Genomic DNA, 20,445 nt, shown 5'->3' on the forward strand with positions numbered 1-20,445 from the left:
CAATTAAACCGCGGTACATGTTCCACTTCAAGTTCTCTAACTTAAGCAACGCAAGCCCTAACCTGCTCTTGCGTCCTTGCAACCCTTTAGTTGCGCCAGTGTGAATAAGCATCTGCAAAAACATTGCGTAGAATGCCAGAATGACTTATTTGCTACTTCAGTATTATATAATCTCATACAATGAAAGGTTTGTCAATTTATACGAAAGGACGTCAGGGCGGGCTTTTCTCAGTACAGTTAAATAACAACTTTAATGGCAATACCCTGTCCGCTTTATTGACTTGAGTCATGATGGTGTCTATACTTTGGGTATATTGTTTTAGGAGGAGAGAAGACTGCATGAATGGAAAAATCATCGTTTTTTCCGGATTTAGCGGTGTAGGAAAAAATACGATTATTAATGAGTTAAAAACAAAATATCCATCACTATTATACATACCGTCCATGACGACAAGGAAAATGCGGGTGGGGGAAACGGAAGGCTCTCCTTATTTTTTTGTGGACAGGGATGAATTTAAAAGCCGCATTGCGAATGATTATTTTATTGAGTATGAGGAAGTGCACGGCAACTGGTACGGAACGCCAAAGGATAAATATTATGAAGCAATTGAAAATAATTTTGTTGTCGTGAAGGATATTGATGTAAACGGGGCCGTAGCCATGAAGGAAGAGTTTGGGGATCATACTGTACTTGTCTATATCGAGCCCCCAAGCATCGAAGCGTTAAAACATCGCCTGTTAACCCGCGGCGATAATTCTGATGATATTATCAGAAGGCTGAAACGGGTGGATTATGAATTATCGAAGAAACCTTTATTCGATGAGATCGTAGTAAATGATGATCTTGAAAAAGCTGTACTTAAATGTGAAGAGGTTTTATTGAAATATGCGGAAGGGATTGACCCTTCTTAATTGATAAAGAAGTATTAAATAAAGGTGGTACTATGGGAGAGACAGCGATAAAGTTATCAGGTCTTACAAAATCATACAGGAAAACTGCTGCAGTGAAGCGTGTGTCACTGGAAGTGGAAAAAGGGGAACTATTTGGTTTTCTTGGTCCAAACGGTGCAGGAAAAACTACAACAATTAAAATGATGACCGGATTATTGAAGCCCACGGAAGGTTCAGCGGAAATTGACGGAATTGATATCTGGAAAAATCCGCTGGAAGCGAAAAAGAAAATTGCTTACGTTCCGGATCAGCCGAATCTTTATCCGAAACTCACCGGGTGGGATTATTTGGAATTTATTGCTTCTGTTTTTCGCATTCCCAGGAAGCAGTTTCGAACAAAGGCAGCAGAACTGCTGGAGACATTTAGTTTAACACAAGATGCGGATGATTTAATTGAAAGCTATTCCCATGGAATGAAGCAAAAGATAGCCATATGCGGTGCGCTTGTTTCCGGCCCGGATGTATTTTTTCTGGATGAGCCGACTGTTGGTTTGGATCCCAAAAGCGCACGCAGTCTGAAAAACCTTTTGCGGGAAGAGTGTGACAAAGGGATGACAGTGTTTATGTCCACACACATATTGGAAATTGCCGAACAAATGTGTGATCGGATTGGCATTATTTTTTCCGGGGATATTATTGCACTTGGAACAATGGAAGAGCTAAAAACACAAGGCGGGAATGCAGATAAAAGTCTGGAGGATATTTTTCTGGAACTGACAGGCGGGGAAGAACAGCAGGATATCATCGCTGGCATGTCCGAAAATGGTGATTCCAAATGATGAAAGCTCTCTTGAAGAACCAATGGAAAATTTTTTGGAACACGGCAAGAACCCAGCCCAAGGTGAATTACATAAGCTATCTTGTACTCTTTATTGTTTTTTTAATCCTGTTAAATTGGGTGATCCGCGGGATCTGGTTTATGGGGGACGCCATCACAGAAGCTGTATTGGCCGGTCTATTGTCCTATTCTTTTTTAATGATGATCGGTTTTATCATTTTGCTTGGCCTGCCTCAGGTGTTTAAGCATTTGTATTCAGCGACCGATTTGAACCTGCTGTTTACGATGCCAATCCCGACAAACTATATATTTTGGATTAAATATATACAGAGTTTTGTTGGGGTGCCATTAATCATGTTTGTGCTGTACATAGTACCGCTGTTTGTTTACGGATTATTTGCCGGTGCGCATATATTGTATTACCCTGTCGTACTGTTCACGCTGCTGTTTGTCATCCTCATTGGATTATCGATTGCCTATTTATTGAACCTGATCCTGGTACAAATCATCCCGGCATCAAGAGCAAATGAATTTATGTCTGTCATGGGGGCGCTGGCGGGACTGCTTGTGTATGTTATCTTTTTGTTTCCGGGGAGAACGAATGAGGCGCCGCTGCCGGAAGTGATTTTGTCCGGATTGCCTTTGTTTCCGGATTGGTTCCCCTTAACCTGGGCCAGTAATGCCATTACAGCAGCCAGTACAGGTTCGCTCAGCTTTATTATGCCTTTTCTTTTGATGTTTGTTTTGGCTTCTGTTTTTGTTTTGGTAACTTCCATGCTTGTAGACAGGGGATTCCGGACTGGCTGGGTGAAGCTGAATGAAGGGAGCGGAAAAAAGAGAAAAAAACGCACAGCAAAAAAATCGCGTTCCAAACTGAATCATCCTATTATTGCTGTGGGGAAAAAAGAATGGTTTTCCTTGAAGCGTGATATGCGGGAATGGCTTTCATTTATTCCTATTTTTATTTTTATGTTTGTGTTTGTCTTCTCGGCATTTTTTTCAGGAGATGGAAATGTTAATGATCTGCGGGGATTTCCTGAAATAACTTGGCCAATCGCACAAGTTATTTTATTATTTGTGTATGCAATAACCAACGCGCAATTCGCAAGTTTTTCGGTTGCCCGGGAAGCAAAGTCCACTTGGATTTTGGAAATACTGCCTTTGACCGGAAAAGAGATTGTTTTTGGAAAGCTATGGATCAGCTGGCTCGTTCCTTTTGTTCTTTTTACAGTCATTGAATTAGCTGCAGGTGTTTACCTCGGCTGGACACCGGTTCAGTTTATTGGGGGCATTGTAATGAAAGCAATACTCTCAGTCGGAATGAGCGGAATAGGAATGTGGTTCGGGGCAATTGGGGCAAAATATAATCCGGAAAATCCGCAGAATCGTCTGCGGTTCGCCCCGGCCCTCCTCATGATGATCGCATCGTTTGTCTATTTTTTTGCCGTTTTAATACCATTTGCTATATCGCTGATCCCCGCAGATGCGGCGGAATTAGTCGGTGAGGTTGGCAATATGGACGGTTTTATTGGAACTGCGGCCGGTTTCATTTATACAGCCCTTGTTTGGAAACAAGCCAGCGCAACAATGGTGATAATAGCTGGTACGCTGTTTGCGCTGATCGGATCCTTTGGTATTGCCTATTTGTTTGCAGTGTTCAGTGCACGCAGGATAGAAAGAGGCATTAATATCGAAATAGTGCAGACAAGTGCTGCAAAGCCGCTATTTGGAAAGCGTTCCGGCGGTTTGTAAGAAAAAGAAAAAATCCCTATTATTTCACAGCTGTTTCTGCTGCTTATAATAGGGATTTTCCATATAATATAAAGGGAGTATTCAGGCGAAAAATAAGCCTGCAAATGCATTGATGGAGTACAGGAAAAATGATATACTAATTTAGTGAGCGTTTAATATTATTAATTCATATATTTATCCATTATAATTATATCATTGATTTGTTTTGCAGTCAACATAATAGCAAAAAATTTTTAAACGGGGTGAAATGGGATGGGCGATGAAAAGAAAAGCCGTGCCGCGGAACAGCAAAGGATCAGAGATGTAATACATGAAATCAGCAAAAAGGAAGAAGAAATACATGGTAAATCTGCCGGTTTGAAAGAGAGTGTAATTGAGCTCCGCAGGAACTTTTGGGAGGATGTTACTGTTAATTTGGATGAACCGGATGATGTAATTGAAACACATGCCAGCATGAAACAGCAGGCAGAATTTCTTTCTGAAAGAGAAAGAACCCATGGCCAATTTGCGAAAGAACTCAAAATCCTGAAACGTTTAAAGGACTCTCCTTACTTTGGCCGTGTGGATTTCAGGGAAGCAAACGAAAAAGAAGCAGATCAAATTTATATAGGCACTGCATCGCTGATGGATCATAAAGAAGAAAACTTTTTGGTTTTTGACTGGCGTGCACCCATCAGCAGTATTTATTATGATTTCTCCCCGGGCAAAGCGAAGTATGAAACGGTGGAAGGAACGATTGAGGGTGAAATGACGTTAAAACGGCAATTTATAATAAGGCAGGGCAAGCTCAAGGGGATGTTTGACACCGGGGTTACCATTGGTGACCGTCTGCTGCAGGAGGTGCTTGGAAGCAATGCCAGTACTGTGATGAAAAGTATTGTTGCCACTATTCAAGCCGAACAGAATAAAATTATCCGAAATGAAAAAAGCCGTCTTTTAATTGTCCAGGGAGCAGCGGGAAGCGGAAAGACCTCTGCTGCGCTGCAGCGTATTGCCTATTTAATGTACAGGTACAGAGATACGTTAAATGCCGAGAATATGGTGCTTTTTTCTCCAAACCCCTTATTTACAAGTTATATTGCAAATGTACTTCCGGAATTGGGAGAGGAAAATATTAAACAAATAACCTTCCTTGACTTTCTGAGAGAGAGTATTGGCAGCGAACTTACTGTGGAATCTCCATTTGAACAAATGGAATATGTGTTGACGGAGGAAGAAAGCGGGGAATATAGGACCCGGATGAAAAACATTAATTTTAAATCAGGTTTGGAATTTAAACAGTTAATTGAGGCTTTTGTTTCTCATTTGAAACATGAGGGCATGCAATTTAAGAATATTACTTTCCGGAACCGGGTGCTGATTTCCAAGGAAGAACAGTATGACTATTTTTATCAACTGGAGAATCATATAGAGATTCCGAATAAAATAGAGCTGCTTTCCGGATGGCTGCTAAAGGAACTTTATAAAAAGGTGATGAAGGAAAAGGATGACGATTGGGTAATAGAAAAGGTGGAACTGCTCGATAAGGAAGCCTATTTAAAAGCATATTACCGGACACAGGATAAGGATGAAGTGAATGATGCGGAGACCGAGGAAAATTTCTTAAGAACGGCAGTAGTAAAAAATGTATACGAAAAAATAAAGAAGCGCATCGAGGATTTTCAGTTTGTAAATGTGGCGGCAACGTACCGAACAATGTTTACTTCATGGGATCCGGAAAATCCGCCGGCAGATTGGAAGGAAATCAGTGCAATTACGGCTTCTCATTTATCAGGAAAGCATGTGTTGTGGGAAGATGCTGCACCATATGCTTATTTTAAAGGACGATTATTGGGACATAAGGCGGACCGGGCTGTCCGGCAATTAGTGATTGACGAAGCACAGGACTATTCCGCATTTCAATTTGCTTATATAAAAGAAGTATTTCCATACACACGCATGACACTGCTTGGAGATGTTAATCAGGGAATCTATTCCTATGCAGCCGGGCAAAATCCGCTGAACCCATCTTCTGCTGCAGGCCATCAGGAACGAATTACTCTGACAAAAAGCTACCGATCCACAAAGCAAATCGTGGAGTTTACAAAAAGCTTTGCCCCTGGTGAGGAGCCGATTGAACCATTTAACCGGGAAGGAAAAAAACCAAAGCTGTTGCCGATTGGAAAATCAGATTACAAAGAAGTGCTGCTTAAAAATGTGGAAGCCCTGCGGGAAAGCGGGTATGAAAGTGTCGCGATTATTTGTAAAACGAATCAGGAAAGCAATATGCTTTTTGAACTGATAAATGATGAAACCGCTGTGAAAAAATTGGATGAAGAAACATTTGAATTTGAAAAGGGTTTGGTGGTTCTTCCTGTATATTTGGCGAAAGGAATTGAATTTGATGCGGTAATTATACCTGATGCTTCAGAACAAAGCTATGAAAAAGAGACGGACAGAACACTTTTCTATACTGCTTGTACAAGAGCTATGCATCAATTGGTCATGCTTAGCGCCGGTGAACCTTGCAGATTTATTGGAGAGGCTGCGGAGGATAAATATGAGGTATAGAGAATCACTTCCTTGTTTCAGCATCCGGCGATTTTGAAATACTGCGGATAGGGAAACGATTAATTTGCTTCATTGTCCCGGACGGACAAAATGGAATACCACATAGGATGTAAGGTGAAAGGGCCGCATTTGTTTTAGGCAAGTGCGGCCTGGTTTATTATGAGTTATTATAAACTTGGGAAATCTCTTTTTCAGCAATTTCTTCGTTGGCGGATTCCAGCTTTTTATGTTCATCAACTGAATCGCCGGCTTGTACGTCCTCAGCCTGAAACGGGTGGTTAAATTCCAGTCCGTGATTTACACTTAATTTTCCGCCCTGGTTTGCTTCAGTTGGAAGGGGGAATTTCTTCTTTTGTTTTTTAGTCATTATTTTCACCTCGTTTTTTAGATTTAACATGGAACTATCATTTTATTCCTGCTGCTAGAGAAGAGGATAATCCGAAAGAAGGCTCCACCTATCCTCCCGATTTAGTTTTACCAGTCCTCCCTTTTAAACAAACTTTCCAAAGACACGTTCCAGCTTTGAATGGTAAAAGGCAGCAGCAGGGTCAACCATATATTGGTTTCTCTGCTGCTTTTTGGATTGGGAACACCAATGTTCATCAAATTGTTATAGGAACGCCACCCAATTGTCATCGCAAGCTCCGTTATAAGTGATTAATATCATTTATACTATGGGTATAGTGAAAACTAAAAGGGGATAGGGATAGATTTCTTGGTCCTTGGGTATAGTGAAAACTAAAAGGGGATAGGGATAGATTTCTTGGTCCTTGAATAGTGGGACACGTAACCTGTCCCTATGTCCCGGGAGAGGAGTTTGGCTAGTGCTGGAGATGGATCCGGTTTTAATGAGCAGGTTGTTGACTGCACTGACGCTTGGTTTTCATATTATTTTTGCTACGCTGGGTGTCGGTGTTCCTTTAATGATTTGTATAGCCGAATTTATTGGTATTAGAAAAAATGACCCGCACTATCTCTTGCTTGCAAGAAGATGGGCGCGCGGGTTTGTTATAACGGTGGCTATTGGTGTGGTGACAGGGACAGCCATTGGTTTGCAGCTGTCATTGTTATGGCCTAATTTTATGCAAATAGCCGGACATGTGATTAGTTTGCCATTATTTATGGAAGTGTTTGCTTTTTTCTTTGAAGCAATATTTCTTGGCATTTATTTATATACGTGGGATCGATTTAAAAATCCTTATGTTCATTGGGCACTTTCCATTCCTGTCGTAATAGGGGGAGCCCTATCTGCATTTTTCATTACTACAGTGAATGCATTTATGAATACACCGGAAGGATTCTTCCTTGGTGAAGAAGGGGTTGCTGCAATCAATCCGATTGAGGCAATGTTCAACCCGGCAACACCGACGAAGGTATTCCATGTGCTGGCTTCTTCTTACTTGACGGTTGCGGCGATTCTTGCCGCGATTGCCGCTTTTCATTTACTGAGGCAAAAACGCAAAAAAACATCTGCCGAAGGTGCATCTGTATATCATAAAAAGGGTTTGAAGCTGACGGTATCCATCATGTTTGTTTTTTCTCTGCTGACAGCCCTGGCAGGGGATGTGTCCGCAAAATTCCTTGCAGAACATCAGCCGGAAAAATTGGCAGCAGCGGAATGGCATTTTGAAACAGAAGAAAATGCAGATTTAATATTGTTCGGCTGGCTGAATGCGGATAATGAGCCTGTTGGTGTTCTGCGTTTCCCCGGGTTATTAAGTTTTCTGGCCCACGGGGACTTTAACAGTGAAGTAATTGGGCTGGAAGAATTCCCGGAAGAGGTAACACCGCCGCTATGGGTCCATTATATGTTTGATTTAATGGTGACAATTGGAATGTTCCTGGTTGGTGTTTCATTACTGTACTTGCTGTTTATAAAAATAAAAAGCGTTAATGAGCATAATAAATGGATGTTGTGGCTGCTTGTATTGAGTGGTCCGCTGGCAATGCTGGCCATTGAATTTGGCTGGATTTACGCGGAAGAAGGAAGACAGCCGTGGATACTGCGCGGGGTAATGACCGTGGAAGAAGCTGCTACATCTTCGCCTCATGTAGGTCTGATGTTCCTGCTGTTTTTAGCTTTATATGCGGTTCTGGGTACAATTTGCATTATTGTCCTGCGAAAGTTATTCCGCAATAACCCTGCCGAGGAAGAGTTGGAGAAGAAATATCCAACAATAGAAACGGGGGATAAGTGATGGGTTATGAAATAATTGGGATTACCGTACTGTGGTTGTTCCTTTATGGCTATTTAATTGTGGCCTCTGTCGATTTTGGAGCGGGCTTCTTCGCTTATTATGCCAAAGTGACGAAAAAGGATCATATTATTAACCAATTAATTTCCAGATATTTATCGCCGGTCTGGGAAGTAACGAATGTATTTTTTGTTTTCTTCTTCGTAGGCATTGTCGGATTTTTCCCTGATTCGGCTTATTACTATGGAACAGCTCTGCTCGTTCCTGGGAGTATTGCGATCATATTGCTGGCAATTCGTGGTTCTTTTTATGCATTTGAAAATTACGGTTCGAAACAAAGCAATGTTTATATGTTCTTGTACGGAGCGACCGGACTGCTGATCCCTGCTTCACTGTCCACAGCGCTAACCATGTCGGAGGGAGGATTTATTGTTGAGGAGAACGGGCAGGTATCCCTCCAGTATATGGAACTATTGACAAGTCCGTACTCCTGGAGTGTCGTATTTCTGGCAATTGTTTCCGTGCTGTTTATCAGTGCCAGTTTTTTAACTTTCTATGCGGCAAGAGCCAATGACACAGAGGCGTTAAAATTAGTCCGGAAATATGCGCTGTTCTGGGGGATGCCGACTATTGTCATGGCATTAACCACATTTATTGCGTTGGGACAGCATAATGAAAGACATTATGAAAATATGATGGACTTATGGTGGATGTTTGGATTGTCGGTCGGATTCTTTATGATTGCCATGTGGCTGCTGTATATAGGCAAACACTATGGTTTGGCATTTATCAGTGTAATGCTGCAATTCTTTTTTGCCTTTTTTGGGTATGGAATAAGCCATTTGCCGTATATATTGGATCCTTATATTAACATTTTTGAGCATGCCACCCATGAATCCATGGGAATTGCGCTGATCATTGCTTTTATTGCCGGGCTGTTTCTGCTTATCCCTTCACTGATCCTTCTGATGAAATTGTTCTTGTTTGATGCAGATTATGTAAAAGGTAAAAAATAAAGAAAGGGAGTACGTTCGATGAGTCATGTAAAACAGATGATAAAAAAGCAGAAAAAAAGTCTCGTCTTTCTGTTATTGTTTGCCGTTCTGACAGCGGCGGCGATTGCAGCTCAGGCGTACTTCCTGGCAGCTGTGATTGATGGTGTGTTTTTGCAGGGGAAATCGTTTGAAGCACTTATACCCCTGCTGGCAGGCCTTCTTATTGTGTTTCTGATAAGAGCACTCAGCGGTTATGGCATTGGTGTAACAGGTGTTGCAATGGGGGTAAATGCAAAAAGAGAATTCCGTCATACCCTTTTAAAAAAGCTTTCCGAAAATCCCATTCAGGCCTCCCTGCACTCCCAATCAGGAAAAAAGACTAGTCTTCTGCTGGATATAGTAGATGAAGTGGATAGTTATTTCAGCGGGTATATTCCCCAGATTATTCAATCATCCATCATTCCGCTCGCTTTGCTGATTGTTATTTTCACCCAGCATGTTAATACAGGTATTATCATATTAATTACCGCTCCTTTTATCCCTCTTTTCATGGTTATTATCGGAATGCAAACAAAGAAAAAATCGGAGGAGCAGCTGGATAAGCTGTCTGCTTTCTCGGGTCAATTTTTAGATGTTGTGCAAGGACTTGTGACACTGAAATTATTTGGACAGGCAAAAAAGAAAAAAGAGTCGATCAGGGATAGCAGTCTGCAATTTCGCGATGCGACGATGGAGATATTAAAGGTTGCCTTTGCTTCTTCTTTCATGCTTGAGTTAATCTCCATGCTGGCAATTGGTATTGTTGCGCTCGAGATAGCCCTTCAGCTTATCATTTTTGATGGCATCTCTTTCTTTACCGCATTTTTTGTTTTATTATTGGCGCCGGAATTTTACAGTTCTTTTAAAGAACTTGGCACTGCTTTCCATAATGGGCGAAGCAGTATGGGAGCCGTGAGCAAGATAACAGAGGAATTGGAAAAGGAAGACCAGCCTGTTACATGGGGGCAGGAAAAGCTCGCATCTGGTCAGCCGCCGGAAATAAAACTGGTAAATCTGACCTTTCAATATGGAGAAGCGCAGTTTGCATTATCAAAAATCAATGCGCATCTTAAACCATTTTCAAAAGTGGCGATTGCGGGGAAAAGCGGTTCCGGCAAATCGACCCTGCTTCATTTGCTTGCCGGTTTACTGCCGCCCCGGGATGGCAGTGTGGTAGTGGATGGGAAGGATTTGTCCGATTACCGGGAGCAGGAATGGTTTGATCAATTAAGTTATATCTCGCAAAACCCTTATTTGTTTTCCGGTACGATAGCAGAAAATATCGCTATTGGCAAAACTGGGGAAGTGACACGAAAAGAAGTGGAAGAAGCGGCAGAAAAGGCAGGCCTGACGGAGATGATCGCCTCCCTTGAAAATGGCTATGAAACACTGGTGGGAGAAGCTGGGCGTGGATTGTCAGGCGGGGAGAAACAGCGGGTGGCGCTGGCCAGAGCCTTTATAAAAAAGCCATCGATTATTCTGTTTGATGAGCCAACGACAGGGCTGGATCTGAAAACGGAAAAGGTTTTACAGGCATCCATCAAGAAATTATCGGAGGGTGCCACTGTCATTACGGTGGCACATCGTCTGCATACGATTAAGGATGCAGACCAAATACTCTTTCTGGAAGATGGAAAGCAAATGGCTGCAGGGACACATGAAGAACTATTGCGATCTGTTCCCGAGTACAGGAAGATGGTTTCCGTTCAAAAAGGAGTGAGAGTTTGATGAAAGAAGTCGCAGCAGTGACCAGGCTGGTGCTTATGGAAAAAAAGGATATTTTATTATCCATTGTACTTGGTATCGTGGGAGGGCTTGCTGCAGTAGGTTTGTTTTCTGCCAGCGGCTATCTGATATCAAAAGCTGCATTGGAAACCCCTTTATACGCGCTGATTCTCGTGATATCTATGGTGAAGCTGCTTGGCTTCACAAGGGCGATATCCCGTTATGCAGAGAGATATTTTTCCCATCGTGCCACCTTTACCATTCTGAGTAATATGAGAGTAACTTTTTTTGAAAAGCTCGAGCGTGTCGTGCCGGGTATTTTTCAAAAATATCAAAGTGGTGATTTGCTTTCCAGAGTGGTGGGGGATGTAGAAAGGCTGCAGGACTACTTTTTGCGTGTATTCTATCCGCCTATTGTTTTGGCAATTGTATTTTTAAGTACGATCTTGTTCACGACATTTTTCTCTTTTTATACGGCTTTGGTGTTATGGATAGGATTCATTTTAACGGGACTTGTTTTTCCTGTTCTTTTTACAATGAAACAGAGGAAGCTGGACAATCAGGTGAGAAAAGAGAGGGGAAATCTCTCTTCAGAAGTGGCGGAGTTTCTGTCCGGATTCCGTGATTTGAAAATATATCAAAAGCTTGAGGAAAAAAGAGAACTGCTCACAACAGCTTCAGCATCTTATTTGAACAGACAGAAAGCGGAGGGAAAAAGTCTGCAATGGAATGAAACGATCATGACGATGACGGGATTTTTTATTACATGGGTGGTCGTTGTCATGGGGGCCTACCTGGTTGCAGCCGGACAATTGGAAGGGGTTTTCCTTGCCATGCTGGTGATGATTTCCATTACGATATTTGAAGATACGCCCGCTATGGCAGGTGTTCCGGTATATTTAAATGAAACGAAGCAAGCGATGACGAGGCTGCTTTCAGTAAGTGAGACAGAAGGTGAAGAAGAACCCGGTGGAAATCTTATAGAACTGGCGGATGAACAAATTGCATCCTTGGAAATGGAAAATGTGACTTTTACTTTCCCCGGTGAATGGAGAAAAACACTGGATCAGGTTTCCATCTCCATTCCTGCAGGTTCCAGAACTGCCATCGTTGGTCCGAGCGGTTCAGGGAAATCTGCAGTCCTTCAGCTTCTATTAAATTTGTACCAGCCAGATGAAGGAAAGATAAGGTGGAACGGGATGACGCTGGAAAAGATAGAGCAGGAAAGTATTTGGCGTTCAGCTAATGCAGTCCTTCAGGAAAATCATTTCTTCTATGGGACGGTAAGGGACAATTTACAGTTGGGCGACGCAGCTGCAACAGCGGAAGCGATGGAAAAAGTGCTTGCCCGTGTACGTCTCGGCCATTTTTCCCTGGATGATCCAGTCTATGAAAAAGCCGAGAACCTTTCCGGAGGGGAACGGCAGCGGCTGGCTATGGCACGCGCCATGTTGAAAGGAAAGCGTCTCTGGTTATTGGACGAACCGACATCTTCGGTAGATGCAGTAACGGAAAGTGAAATTTTTAAACAGCTGTTTGATGAGAATACTGAGGATACGATCATTTTAATCAGTCATAAATTAGCCGGACTGGAGAAAATGGATCAGATTATTGTAATGGAACAGGGAAGCATAAAGGAATCAGGCACTTATGCAGAATTAATGGCGCAAAAAGGCTACTTTTATGAGATGCGCAAACTGGAAGAAAATTTATTATAATGGGACGCGGGGACAGGTACCTCGTCCCAGCAGCTTATTTAAATGGAAACTTTAGTGTAAGGCCAATTGCCAGCGCTTCATATTTTTAAGAATACTGATACTTTCCTGTAAGTGTTGGAAAATGGATTAAATGATGATATGTCAGCGTACCCTATAAAAATGTATGAAATTCCTTCCAGTCCATAATCCGGTCAAATGCTGCATCCTTATTATAAGATTGATCCTTGACAAAAACACGCAAGTTCTTATCTTTCAGCGTTTCCAGTACCGCCGGTTTATCATCCACATAGTAATCAAGGCTCAACTCCCTGATAATATATATTTTTTCCTCATCCTTCATTCCGTAATAGAATCGATCATCCTGAATGGGAAAACCGCGCTCTTTCATCCATTCTTTTGTGCGCTCTCCGTGTTTTTCCGGTCTGGCGGTAATATAGTAGATTTCATTCCCGTCTTCTTCCAGCTTTTGCAGTGTTTCTACTGCGCCGGGAAAGGGAGGGCAATCTGTATAATAAATTTCCTCCAGCGTACTGTCCCACATATCCTGTCCCTGTTCATCGGTCAAACCGAATGGTTCATGAATCTCCACCCTGCTGAGTCCCTGGAAAATCTCCATGGGAACCTGTTTGTTCAGTTTTTTTTTGTAAATGTGGAAAGCATGTTCCCTCAAGTTTATTAATGTATCGTCAATGTCAAAACCAAATTTCATTTTTTATCCCTCGAATAATTATCATTCAGGTACATTGGATACCCAGTAAATTTAAAATCCTTCCCGATTTTCTCAATATTTGTATCTGTCAGTTCTACTGCGTTTTTCATCAGCTCGATGCCGGTTCCTTCCAGAAAAGTTGGCGCATCTTTTCCGCCGATCAGTTTTGGGGCGAAATACAGCACTACTTTATCAATGAGCTGATTTTCCAGAAAGGACGCATTTATATTGCCCCCGCCTTCAATCATTAAGGAGGAGATGCCTTCTCTGCCTAATCGCTCTACTGCATCCGGAATATTCACACTTTCTGCAGAAGAGGTTTCAAACACCCTGACGTCCAGTTTTTCCAGCTTTTTTCGTTTTTCAGTATCGTAATTTTGACTGGTGAAAATCCATGTTTCAGCCTGGTTATCTGTTATTAACTGAAAATCGAGCGGAATTTTTAAGGAAGAGTCAAGCACAACCCGGAGCGGATTTTTTCCGTTAGGAATGCGTGCAGTCAGGGCAGGGTTGTCTTTTAATGCAGTATTGATCCCCACAAGAATGGCCATGTTTTCATGGCGCATTTGATGGACATCATGTCTGGAATCTTCCGAAGTAATCCATTTGCTGTTGAATGTATGGCTGGCTACCTTGCCATCAAGTGTGATACCTGATTTTAACGTAATAAATGGCTTTTGTTCCACAATGTATTTGTTGAACACTTCATTCATTTTTCGTGATTCTTCTTCCAGTACACCCGTAATGACTTCAATGCCGGCATCCTGCAAAATTTTCACGCCGTTTCCGGAAACTTTCGGGTTCGGATCCAGCGTGGCAATTACTGCTTTTTTAATTCCTGCCTGAACAATGGCCTCAGCACATGGACCTGTTCGCCCGTGATGTGAGCACGGTTCCAATGTGACATAAATGGTGCCGCCGCGAGCCAAGTCCCCTGCCATCCTCAGGGCATGAATTTCTGCATGGGGTTCCCCGGCTTTTAAATGCGTTCCTACACCAACTATGCGTTTTTCATTTACAATGACTGATCCAACGAGCGGATTCGGATCTGTCTGGCCTTTCATGGCCTGTGCATTTTTTAAAGCCAACTCCATATAAAATTCATGACTAGTCATTCGGGCATGTCCTTTCTGATTCAATGTGACCGGATTTGGTAATCTTCGTCTCCAAATATTTTTTGTTGTACTCGGAAACATCACCCCAGAGCGGTGTCCTGCCTGCAACAGACATACCGGAATCCCTTAGAGCTTCCAGCTTATTCGGATTATTTGTAATCAATGTAACAGGCTTTTTGCGCAGTGTTTTTAAAACCGTTATAGCATCGTCGTATTTCCGTAAATCATTTTCAAAGCCGAGGCTTTCGTTTGCTTCCACTGTATCATATCCATTTTCCTGGAGCACATAGGCCATTGCTTTACTAAAGAGACCAATGCCCCGTCCCTCATGATTGGCCAGGTAAAATAAAGCACCTGTTCCGTGTTCTTTGATTTTTTTCATGGATTCCTTCAGCTGAAAGCCGCAGTCACAGCGCTTGCTGCCAAAAATATCCCCTGTGTGACAGATAGAGTGCAGTCTGATCAATGCGTCATCTTCATTTTCAAAATCTCCGTATACGAGCACACTGGACTGCTGGTATTCGGCAAGGTTTTCCGAAGCCAGATTATCGATGATCTTCTCATAATCCTCGGTTACTTCATCATAATTCAGCCAGCAATACCATTGAAATATGACGGTTTCTCCATACAGATTAACGGGCAATTGAATGGGCCCGACCAAATATATTGCACTTCCATTATTTTTGATTAATTGAATTTTATCTTTTAACACGGAAAACACATGTGATTCAAGGTTGAGATGTCCCATTTTGTCGACTCCTTTCACTTCCGTCTTCTTAGTATATTGGAAAACGGGATTATCATCAATTTTTCTTTCTCGGAGAAGTGCTTTTCACGTGCGTATGTGAAATTCATATAGTAAGGATGAGTGAAAGTAGTATATAATCAAGGTATACTCTGATTGATAAATTGTGAGAAAAATGGGTGGAAAGGTGAAAAATTAACGAATCCACACAACGACTTATAATGATCTAAAGAGTATGCACGAGATTAATTCAGCCACGGTATCGGGCCGGAAAAAGTCAAGCTTATCATTTTCTCAAAAGGATTTCAGTAGAAGCCGGGGAATAATGTAATTGCTGTTAAAATTAATTTTAACCTCACTTATTGACTTTCCGCAATATTTCCCATAAACTATGATCATAATGAAAAAGGAGGTGGATCAGGTGAATATTACTGGCAGCGGCATTTCAAAATTCACGGAATATCTTTGGATTTGTTATGCGCTTTTTTCCAATGTTTCTTTCCAGGGTATACGTATGTCCTTTTTTAAGACAACTTAATTGGAAAAAACCAGTAAGAGACATCTGACCACAAACGGCATATCTTTAATTAAAGGCGGTGGAGAATGGTTCTCTGCGGTCTTTTTTTGTTTGTAAAATGTCTCTTCTGACGGAAAGGAAGAGAATAATGATCGTATGCAGTATACAAAATGTGACACAGACTATGGGAGCAAATACGATATTCAGCGGGATAACAACGGAAATAAAACAGGGTGACAGAACAGGGCTGATTGGCAGGAACGGGGAAGGGAAAACCACCTTACTTGACCTGATCGCAGGAAAAACAGCGCCCTCCAGTGGGATGATTACATGGAAAAAAGAATTAAGAGTTGAACTTCTGGCGCAGCAGCCCAGTGTGGAAGCTGGAAGAAGAGTGGAATCCATTCTTTATGAAGTATTTGCTTCTATTGAAAAATTAAGAATGAAAATGTCTGAACTTGAAAAGAAAATGACCGAGGAAACAGATTCTGATAAATTGACACGTATTATAGAAAAATATGGTATCCTGCAGGAAAAATTCCAGCGGGAGGGCGGCTATGAAATAGACGCACAGGTAAAGCGGATTATAAGTGGTTTACACATTGAAAATCTGGCAAAAAAAGAATGGCAGCAGTTGAGCGGCGGAGAACGGACAAAGATTGGGCTGGCAAAGCTGCTGCTCGCAAAACCGGATTTACTGCTTTTGGATGAGCCGACAAACCACTTGGATTTGCCTGCAATTGAGTGGCTGACCAATTTTATTCGGCAATATGATGGAACCGTAATTATAGTCTCGCATGACCGTTACTTTTTGGATGAAACAGCAACCTCTATTTTGGAAATGGATCAGGGGGAGCTAATTAAATATCACACCAATTATACGGGTTATGTAAAAGAACGTGAGGAAAGACTGCTCCGTGAATTTCAGCAATATGAGGATCAGCAGAAAAAAATTAAAAAAATGAAGGAAACGATTAAACGTCTGAAAGAATGGGCAAACCAGGCAAACCCGCCAAATGACGGGCTGCACCGCCGTGCCAAAAGTATGGAAAAAGCACTTGCGCGGATCGAAGTGAAAAAACGGCCAATCATGGATCAAAAAAGAATTGGTTTGGACTTCCACGTAAATAAACGCAGCGGGAATGATGTAGTTATCATGGAAGCGGTGAACAAATCATTCGGTGACAGGCTATTATTTACCGGACTCGACATGCATGTTCAATTCCAGCAACGGATAGCTATTGTGGGGGAGAATGGTACCGGGAAGTCAACATTGTTGAATATGCTGCTGGGAACCGAGGAGGCGGATAGCGGTGAAATCCAACTTGGCAGTAACCTGTCGGTTGGGTTTCTTACACAGCATATGGCAGAGATCAATGATGAATACTCCATACTCGAAGCACTGCGTGAGGAAGTGCCTGTGACAGTGGGAGAGGCACGGCATATTTTAGCCAAATTTCTTTTTTACGGTAAAACGGTCTTTCAAAAAGTGAGCAGTATGAGCGGCGGGGAGAAGATGCGGTTGCGTCTGGCCCAGCTTGTTCATCAGAATCATAATCTGCTAATACTGGATGAGCCGACAAACCATCTGGATATTGAATCGAAGGAAGTACTGGAGGATGCTCTGAAGCAATATAACGGAACAGTAATAGCCGTCTCACATGACCGCTACTTCCTGGATAAAATTTTTCCGATAACGTATTGGCTGGCTGATGGGAATTTGACAAGGTATGAAGGAAATTATACGTATGCAAGGGAGAAAAGACCTTGAACAGCGAGGGCAGGGGAGACTCCCTTGCCACGTGAATTAAAAAATAGAGAGCGAGGATTTACTATGGTCGAAATAATAGACGGAAGAAATATACCAATAAAAGATATCGCCATCTTTGTTTCCAAATTAAATCGGCAAAAATCACATCACATCGGGTTTTGCGGGGTGGACAGAGAGGAAGTTGAAAAGGCGTTGTTAGAAGACGTCAGTGAAATGGCAGCTGCAATAGAAAATGGGAAACTTATTGGCTGGATTGGTGCCGATACAGAGGATGACACAGCAGAAGTGTGGGGACCATTTGTTGCTGCCGGGTACGACATTAAAATTGCATTTGACCTGTGGGAAAATCTAATGAATCAATTCCCGGCATCTGTAAATAATTTCATATTATTTTCCAATAGAGAAAATAAACTTGTAAGAAATTTTGCGGGAAAACTGCAATTTGAGCAAAAAACGGATCAGGCTGTGCTGAGATTTACCCGTAGCCAATTGAAAACACTGCCAAATCCCCAAGGGGAAGAATTACAGCAGCCAGACCATTCCGCATTTATTCGCTTACATGATAAAGCCTTTTCCGGAACGTATTATTCCGGCCGGGAAATTATCGGGCGGCTCAATCAGACGAAAAAGGTTTTTGTGCTAAAAGATCAGGAACAGCTGGCAGGCTATGTATACGTGGAAGCAGAACCGGATTTTGGCAGTGGCTCCATCGAATTTATTGCAGTGGATCCCCTATTTCAAGGGAAGGGGTACGGAAAAAAACTCCTGTTCATGGCAGTCCATTGGCTTTTTTCCTTTGATTCCATAAAAGAATTTAAATTAACTGTGGCATTGGATAATAATAATGCATTAGGGTTGTATAAGGCAGTCGGGTTTCAAGTGGAACATAAATTGCATTATTTTGTGAAGCAGGGCCGGTCCAGGATCCAAAGTGGTTTTTAAAATCAAAAAAAGGGGGGGTTACATGGACATTGTTAATTATAATAGAATTGCATGGGATAAAAAAGTTGATGAACAAGTAACCTATACAAAGTCAGTTTCTAAAGAAGTTATTGAAAAAGCTAAATCAGGAGATTGGAAGATTACCGTAACGGCTGGAAAACCAGTACCGGAAAGTTGGTTTCCAACCTCGTTGGAAGGGCTGAGAATCTTATGTTTGGCTTCCGGCGGAGGACAGCAAGGACCGGTATTAGCTGCAGCAGGAGCTGAGGTTACCGTTACTGATATTTCCAAAAAACAATTGGAACAGGATGAATTTGTCGCTAAGCGGGATGAGTTGGATTTAAAAACGATACAATGCGATATGGCTGATCTGTCCCGCTTTGCAGATGAAGCATTTGATATGGTCGTAAATCCTGTTTCCAATCTATTTGTACAAGATGTTCGCCCTGTATGGAAGGAAATATACCGCGTTTTAAAATATAAAGGTGTGCTTATTTCCGGTTTTGTAAATCCGCTTCTATTTATATTTGATGATGAAGAAGACAGGAAGGGAAATTTGCTTGTTAAAAATTCTATTCCCAGCTCATCCATTGATCATCTTACAGAAGAGGGGATAGCAGAATATATTAAATCCAATCAAACCATTGAATTTGGACATACGTTAGAAGATCAGATTCAAGGAAAGTTTGACACGGGATTTATGATGCATGGATTTTTTGAAGATGATTTTGGCGGAAGCAGGCCATTAGATAAATATATAAAAAGTTTAATTGCTGCAAGAGCTGTCAAAATAAATATTGATTAAAAATGCAGGGGAAGTCATTGTTAGGAAGAGGACATAGCATAATTCGTATGTTATGTCCTTTCATTTATGTCTGTTATATCATGTAATGGTGGACACGAGGTACCCCTCTAAATATATTTATTGTATGTCATGAGGATAATTTCCACGCAGGTATAAGAGAATGGAAATGAAAGAAGTAACTCATTATAACGTGAATGGCTGTGTACAGAGCCAGTACAGTAATATAAGTAAAGAACCAAATAATTATTGACGCATTTAAAAATAAATAAAGCAAAAACATCCCGACCGGAAATGGAATTAACACAATTAACCTAATGGGTGCACCCAATCCTTCAGCTGTGGCACCAAACGAAACCACGGTGGCACCAATGATAAGAGCCTGCCCAAATGCAATGCCGTGTCCAATGAATAAGCTGCCAAAAAAATAAGCAGAAGAAGTAAGAACAATAGATAAAACAAACCCAAGAAAATAATTCATTTTCCTATCCCTTTCCAATAAGCAATTACATCTGTTATTTTAAAATTAGTCTCTGCTTCTCCCTGCAATTCCGTAAAAGAACAATTTCGTCAAATCCTCTGTTAATGGAAGAATAGACTGAGCAGCTCCCCCTTGCTGCATATATTCCGTAAACATCTGAATAAATACTAAAATAGCTTCGTTTGAAATTTTCGGGTCAATATAACCTTTTTCTCTGCCTTCATTAAAAAACTCAATGAGTCTGGGAAAAGCTTTTTCCTGATAAAATTTTTCAATATAGCTGTTGCTGTTCGTATATTCCTTCATAAAATAAGTGAAAAAGTCTTCATTTATTTTACCTGCTACATCCCCTTTTTCAAATGTAATCTGTTTTATTTTTTCAGGGAAAGGAATATCGCTATCCAATAATTCCTCATATTCCTCCCATATTTTGTCTACATAATAGATAATGACTTCCTGAATTAATTTGTCTTTACTCCCAAAATAATTATAAATGGTGACCTGGGAAACCTGAGCTTCTTTGGCCACTTCAGCAACGGAAACTTTCTGTATACCGTACTTCAAAAACAAATCAAGGGAAGCTTCCAAAATGTTATTTTTCTTTAACTCTTTACGACGTTCGAAGCCATTCATTTCTTACTCACCTCATTATAAGTGTAA

Annotated in this window: 18 protein-coding genes; 12 read left to right on the forward strand and 6 right to left on the reverse strand. The window is 41.5% G+C overall.

Translation table 11 applies throughout. From position 1 onward, the window contains the following. The first annotated feature begins 339 nt into the window (after positions 1-339). The 4 genes from gmk (at position 340) to helD (ending at position 6,031) form a co-directional block, all read left to right on the forward strand. Positions 340-912: a guanylate kinase gene (gmk, locus tag GHD25_RS00500; protein WP_164214385.1), complete on the forward strand. Its 573-nt coding sequence runs from the start codon at positions 340-342 to the stop codon at positions 910-912. Between the two features lie 32 nt (positions 913-944). Then, positions 945-1,730 (forward strand): ABC transporter ATP-binding protein, encoded by a 786-nt coding sequence (locus GHD25_RS00505; protein ID WP_164214386.1) that lies wholly within the window; start codon positions 945-947, stop codon positions 1,728-1,730. A gap of 11 nt (positions 1,731-1,741) precedes the next feature. Next, complete coding sequence (locus tag GHD25_RS00510; protein ID WP_164214387.1) at positions 1,742-3,481, forward strand: putative ABC transporter permease subunit; 1,740 nt, start codon at positions 1,742-1,744, stop codon at positions 3,479-3,481. Between the two features lie 252 nt (positions 3,482-3,733). Then, positions 3,734-6,031 (forward strand): RNA polymerase recycling motor HelD, encoded by a 2,298-nt coding sequence (gene helD / locus GHD25_RS00515; RefSeq protein ID WP_164214388.1) that lies wholly within the window; start codon positions 3,734-3,736, stop codon positions 6,029-6,031. A gap of 157 nt (positions 6,032-6,188) precedes the next feature. Here helD and GHD25_RS00520 read toward each other — a convergent pair whose 3' ends face one another. Beyond that, positions 6,189-6,398 (reverse strand): hypothetical protein, encoded by a 210-nt coding sequence (locus GHD25_RS00520; protein WP_164214389.1) that lies wholly within the window; start codon positions 6,396-6,398, stop codon positions 6,189-6,191. A 460-nt stretch (positions 6,399-6,858) separates the two neighbouring features. Between GHD25_RS00520 and GHD25_RS00525 the strand changes: the two genes are divergently transcribed. Genes GHD25_RS00525 through cydC form a run of 4 tightly spaced genes read left to right on the forward strand, consistent with a single transcriptional unit; the run spans position 6,859 to position 12,703 of the window. Continuing rightward, on the forward strand, positions 6,859-8,229 hold the full coding sequence (locus tag GHD25_RS00525) for a cytochrome ubiquinol oxidase subunit I (RefSeq protein ID WP_164214646.1): 1,371 nt from the start codon (positions 6,859-6,861) through the stop codon (positions 8,227-8,229). Beyond that, on the forward strand, positions 8,229-9,242 hold the full coding sequence (locus GHD25_RS00530) for a cytochrome d ubiquinol oxidase subunit II (RefSeq protein ID WP_205601306.1): 1,014 nt from the start codon (positions 8,229-8,231) through the stop codon (positions 9,240-9,242). The genes GHD25_RS00525 and GHD25_RS00530 overlap by 1 nt, the downstream gene beginning before the upstream one ends. An 18-nt stretch (positions 9,243-9,260) precedes the next feature. Continuing rightward, positions 9,261-10,988 carry a thiol reductant ABC exporter subunit CydD gene (cydD, locus tag GHD25_RS00535; RefSeq protein WP_164214391.1) on the forward strand — a complete coding sequence of 576 codons (1,728 nt, stop codon included), beginning with the start codon at positions 9,261-9,263 and terminating at the stop codon, positions 10,986-10,988. Then, complete coding sequence (gene cydC, locus GHD25_RS00540) at positions 10,988-12,703, forward strand: thiol reductant ABC exporter subunit CydC (RefSeq protein WP_164214392.1); 1,716 nt, start codon at positions 10,988-10,990, stop codon at positions 12,701-12,703. Before cydD ends, cydC begins: the two co-directional genes overlap by 1 nt. A gap of 151 nt (positions 12,704-12,854) precedes the next feature. On the opposite strand, the gene GHD25_RS00545 is transcribed toward cydC, so the two are convergent. Genes GHD25_RS00545 through GHD25_RS00555 form a run of 3 tightly spaced genes read right to left on the reverse strand, consistent with a single transcriptional unit; the run spans position 12,855 to position 15,275 of the window. After that, entirely contained in the window at positions 12,855-13,412 is a 558-nt protein-coding gene (locus GHD25_RS00545) for a 5' nucleotidase, NT5C type (protein WP_164214393.1), read from the reverse strand. Further along, positions 13,409-14,527 carry a bifunctional diaminohydroxyphosphoribosylaminopyrimidine deaminase/5-amino-6-(5-phosphoribosylamino)uracil reductase RibD gene (gene ribD / locus GHD25_RS00550; protein WP_164214394.1) on the reverse strand — a complete coding sequence of 373 codons (1,119 nt, stop codon included), beginning with the start codon at positions 14,525-14,527 and terminating at the stop codon, positions 13,409-13,411. Before ribD ends, GHD25_RS00545 begins: the two co-directional genes overlap by 4 nt. Continuing rightward, on the reverse strand, positions 14,520-15,275 hold the full coding sequence (locus GHD25_RS00555) for a GTP cyclohydrolase II (protein ID WP_164214395.1): 756 nt from the start codon (positions 15,273-15,275) through the stop codon (positions 14,520-14,522). Before GHD25_RS00555 ends, ribD begins: the two co-directional genes overlap by 8 nt. A 397-nt stretch (positions 15,276-15,672) precedes the next feature. Here GHD25_RS00555 and GHD25_RS20310 point away from each other — a divergent pair, with 397 nt between their 5' ends. The 4 genes from GHD25_RS20310 to GHD25_RS00570 all read left to right on the forward strand — a co-directional run bounded on the left by GHD25_RS20310 (position 15,673) and on the right by GHD25_RS00570 (position 19,307). Further along, positions 15,673-15,810, forward strand: a complete 138-nt coding sequence (locus GHD25_RS20310; protein ID WP_346426759.1) for an RAxF-45 family protein — start codon at positions 15,673-15,675, stop codon at positions 15,808-15,810. Between the two features lie 127 nt (positions 15,811-15,937). Further along, positions 15,938-17,560, forward strand: coding sequence for a ribosomal protection-like ABC-F family protein (abc-f, locus tag GHD25_RS00560; RefSeq protein ID WP_164214396.1), 1,623 nt, complete (start codon positions 15,938-15,940; stop codon positions 17,558-17,560). Positions 17,561-17,584: 24 nt separating this feature from the next. Then, on the forward strand, positions 17,585-18,502 hold the full coding sequence (locus GHD25_RS00565) for a GNAT family N-acetyltransferase (RefSeq protein ID WP_164214397.1): 918 nt from the start codon (positions 17,585-17,587) through the stop codon (positions 18,500-18,502). 22 nt (positions 18,503-18,524) lie between these two features. Beyond that, positions 18,525-19,307 (forward strand): class I SAM-dependent methyltransferase, encoded by a 783-nt coding sequence (locus GHD25_RS00570; RefSeq protein WP_164214398.1) that lies wholly within the window; start codon positions 18,525-18,527, stop codon positions 19,305-19,307. Between the two features lie 127 nt (positions 19,308-19,434). Here the strand turns inward: GHD25_RS00570 and GHD25_RS00575 are convergent, their stop codons facing one another. Then, positions 19,435-19,785, reverse strand: a complete 351-nt coding sequence (locus tag GHD25_RS00575; RefSeq protein ID WP_164214399.1) for a hypothetical protein — start codon at positions 19,783-19,785, stop codon at positions 19,435-19,437. A gap of 45 nt (positions 19,786-19,830) precedes the next feature. Continuing rightward, the gene (locus tag GHD25_RS00580) at positions 19,831-20,418 is read right to left on the reverse strand and encodes a TetR/AcrR family transcriptional regulator (RefSeq protein ID WP_164214400.1); all 588 of its coding nucleotides are present in this window, start codon (positions 20,416-20,418) and stop codon (positions 19,831-19,833) included. Positions 20,419-20,445: the final 27 nt, after the last annotated feature.

Source organism: Virgibacillus aidingensis (genome assembly GCF_010994035.1).
In the GTDB taxonomy this organism is placed as follows: domain Bacteria; phylum Bacillota; class Bacilli; order Bacillales; family Amphibacillaceae; genus Virgibacillus_N.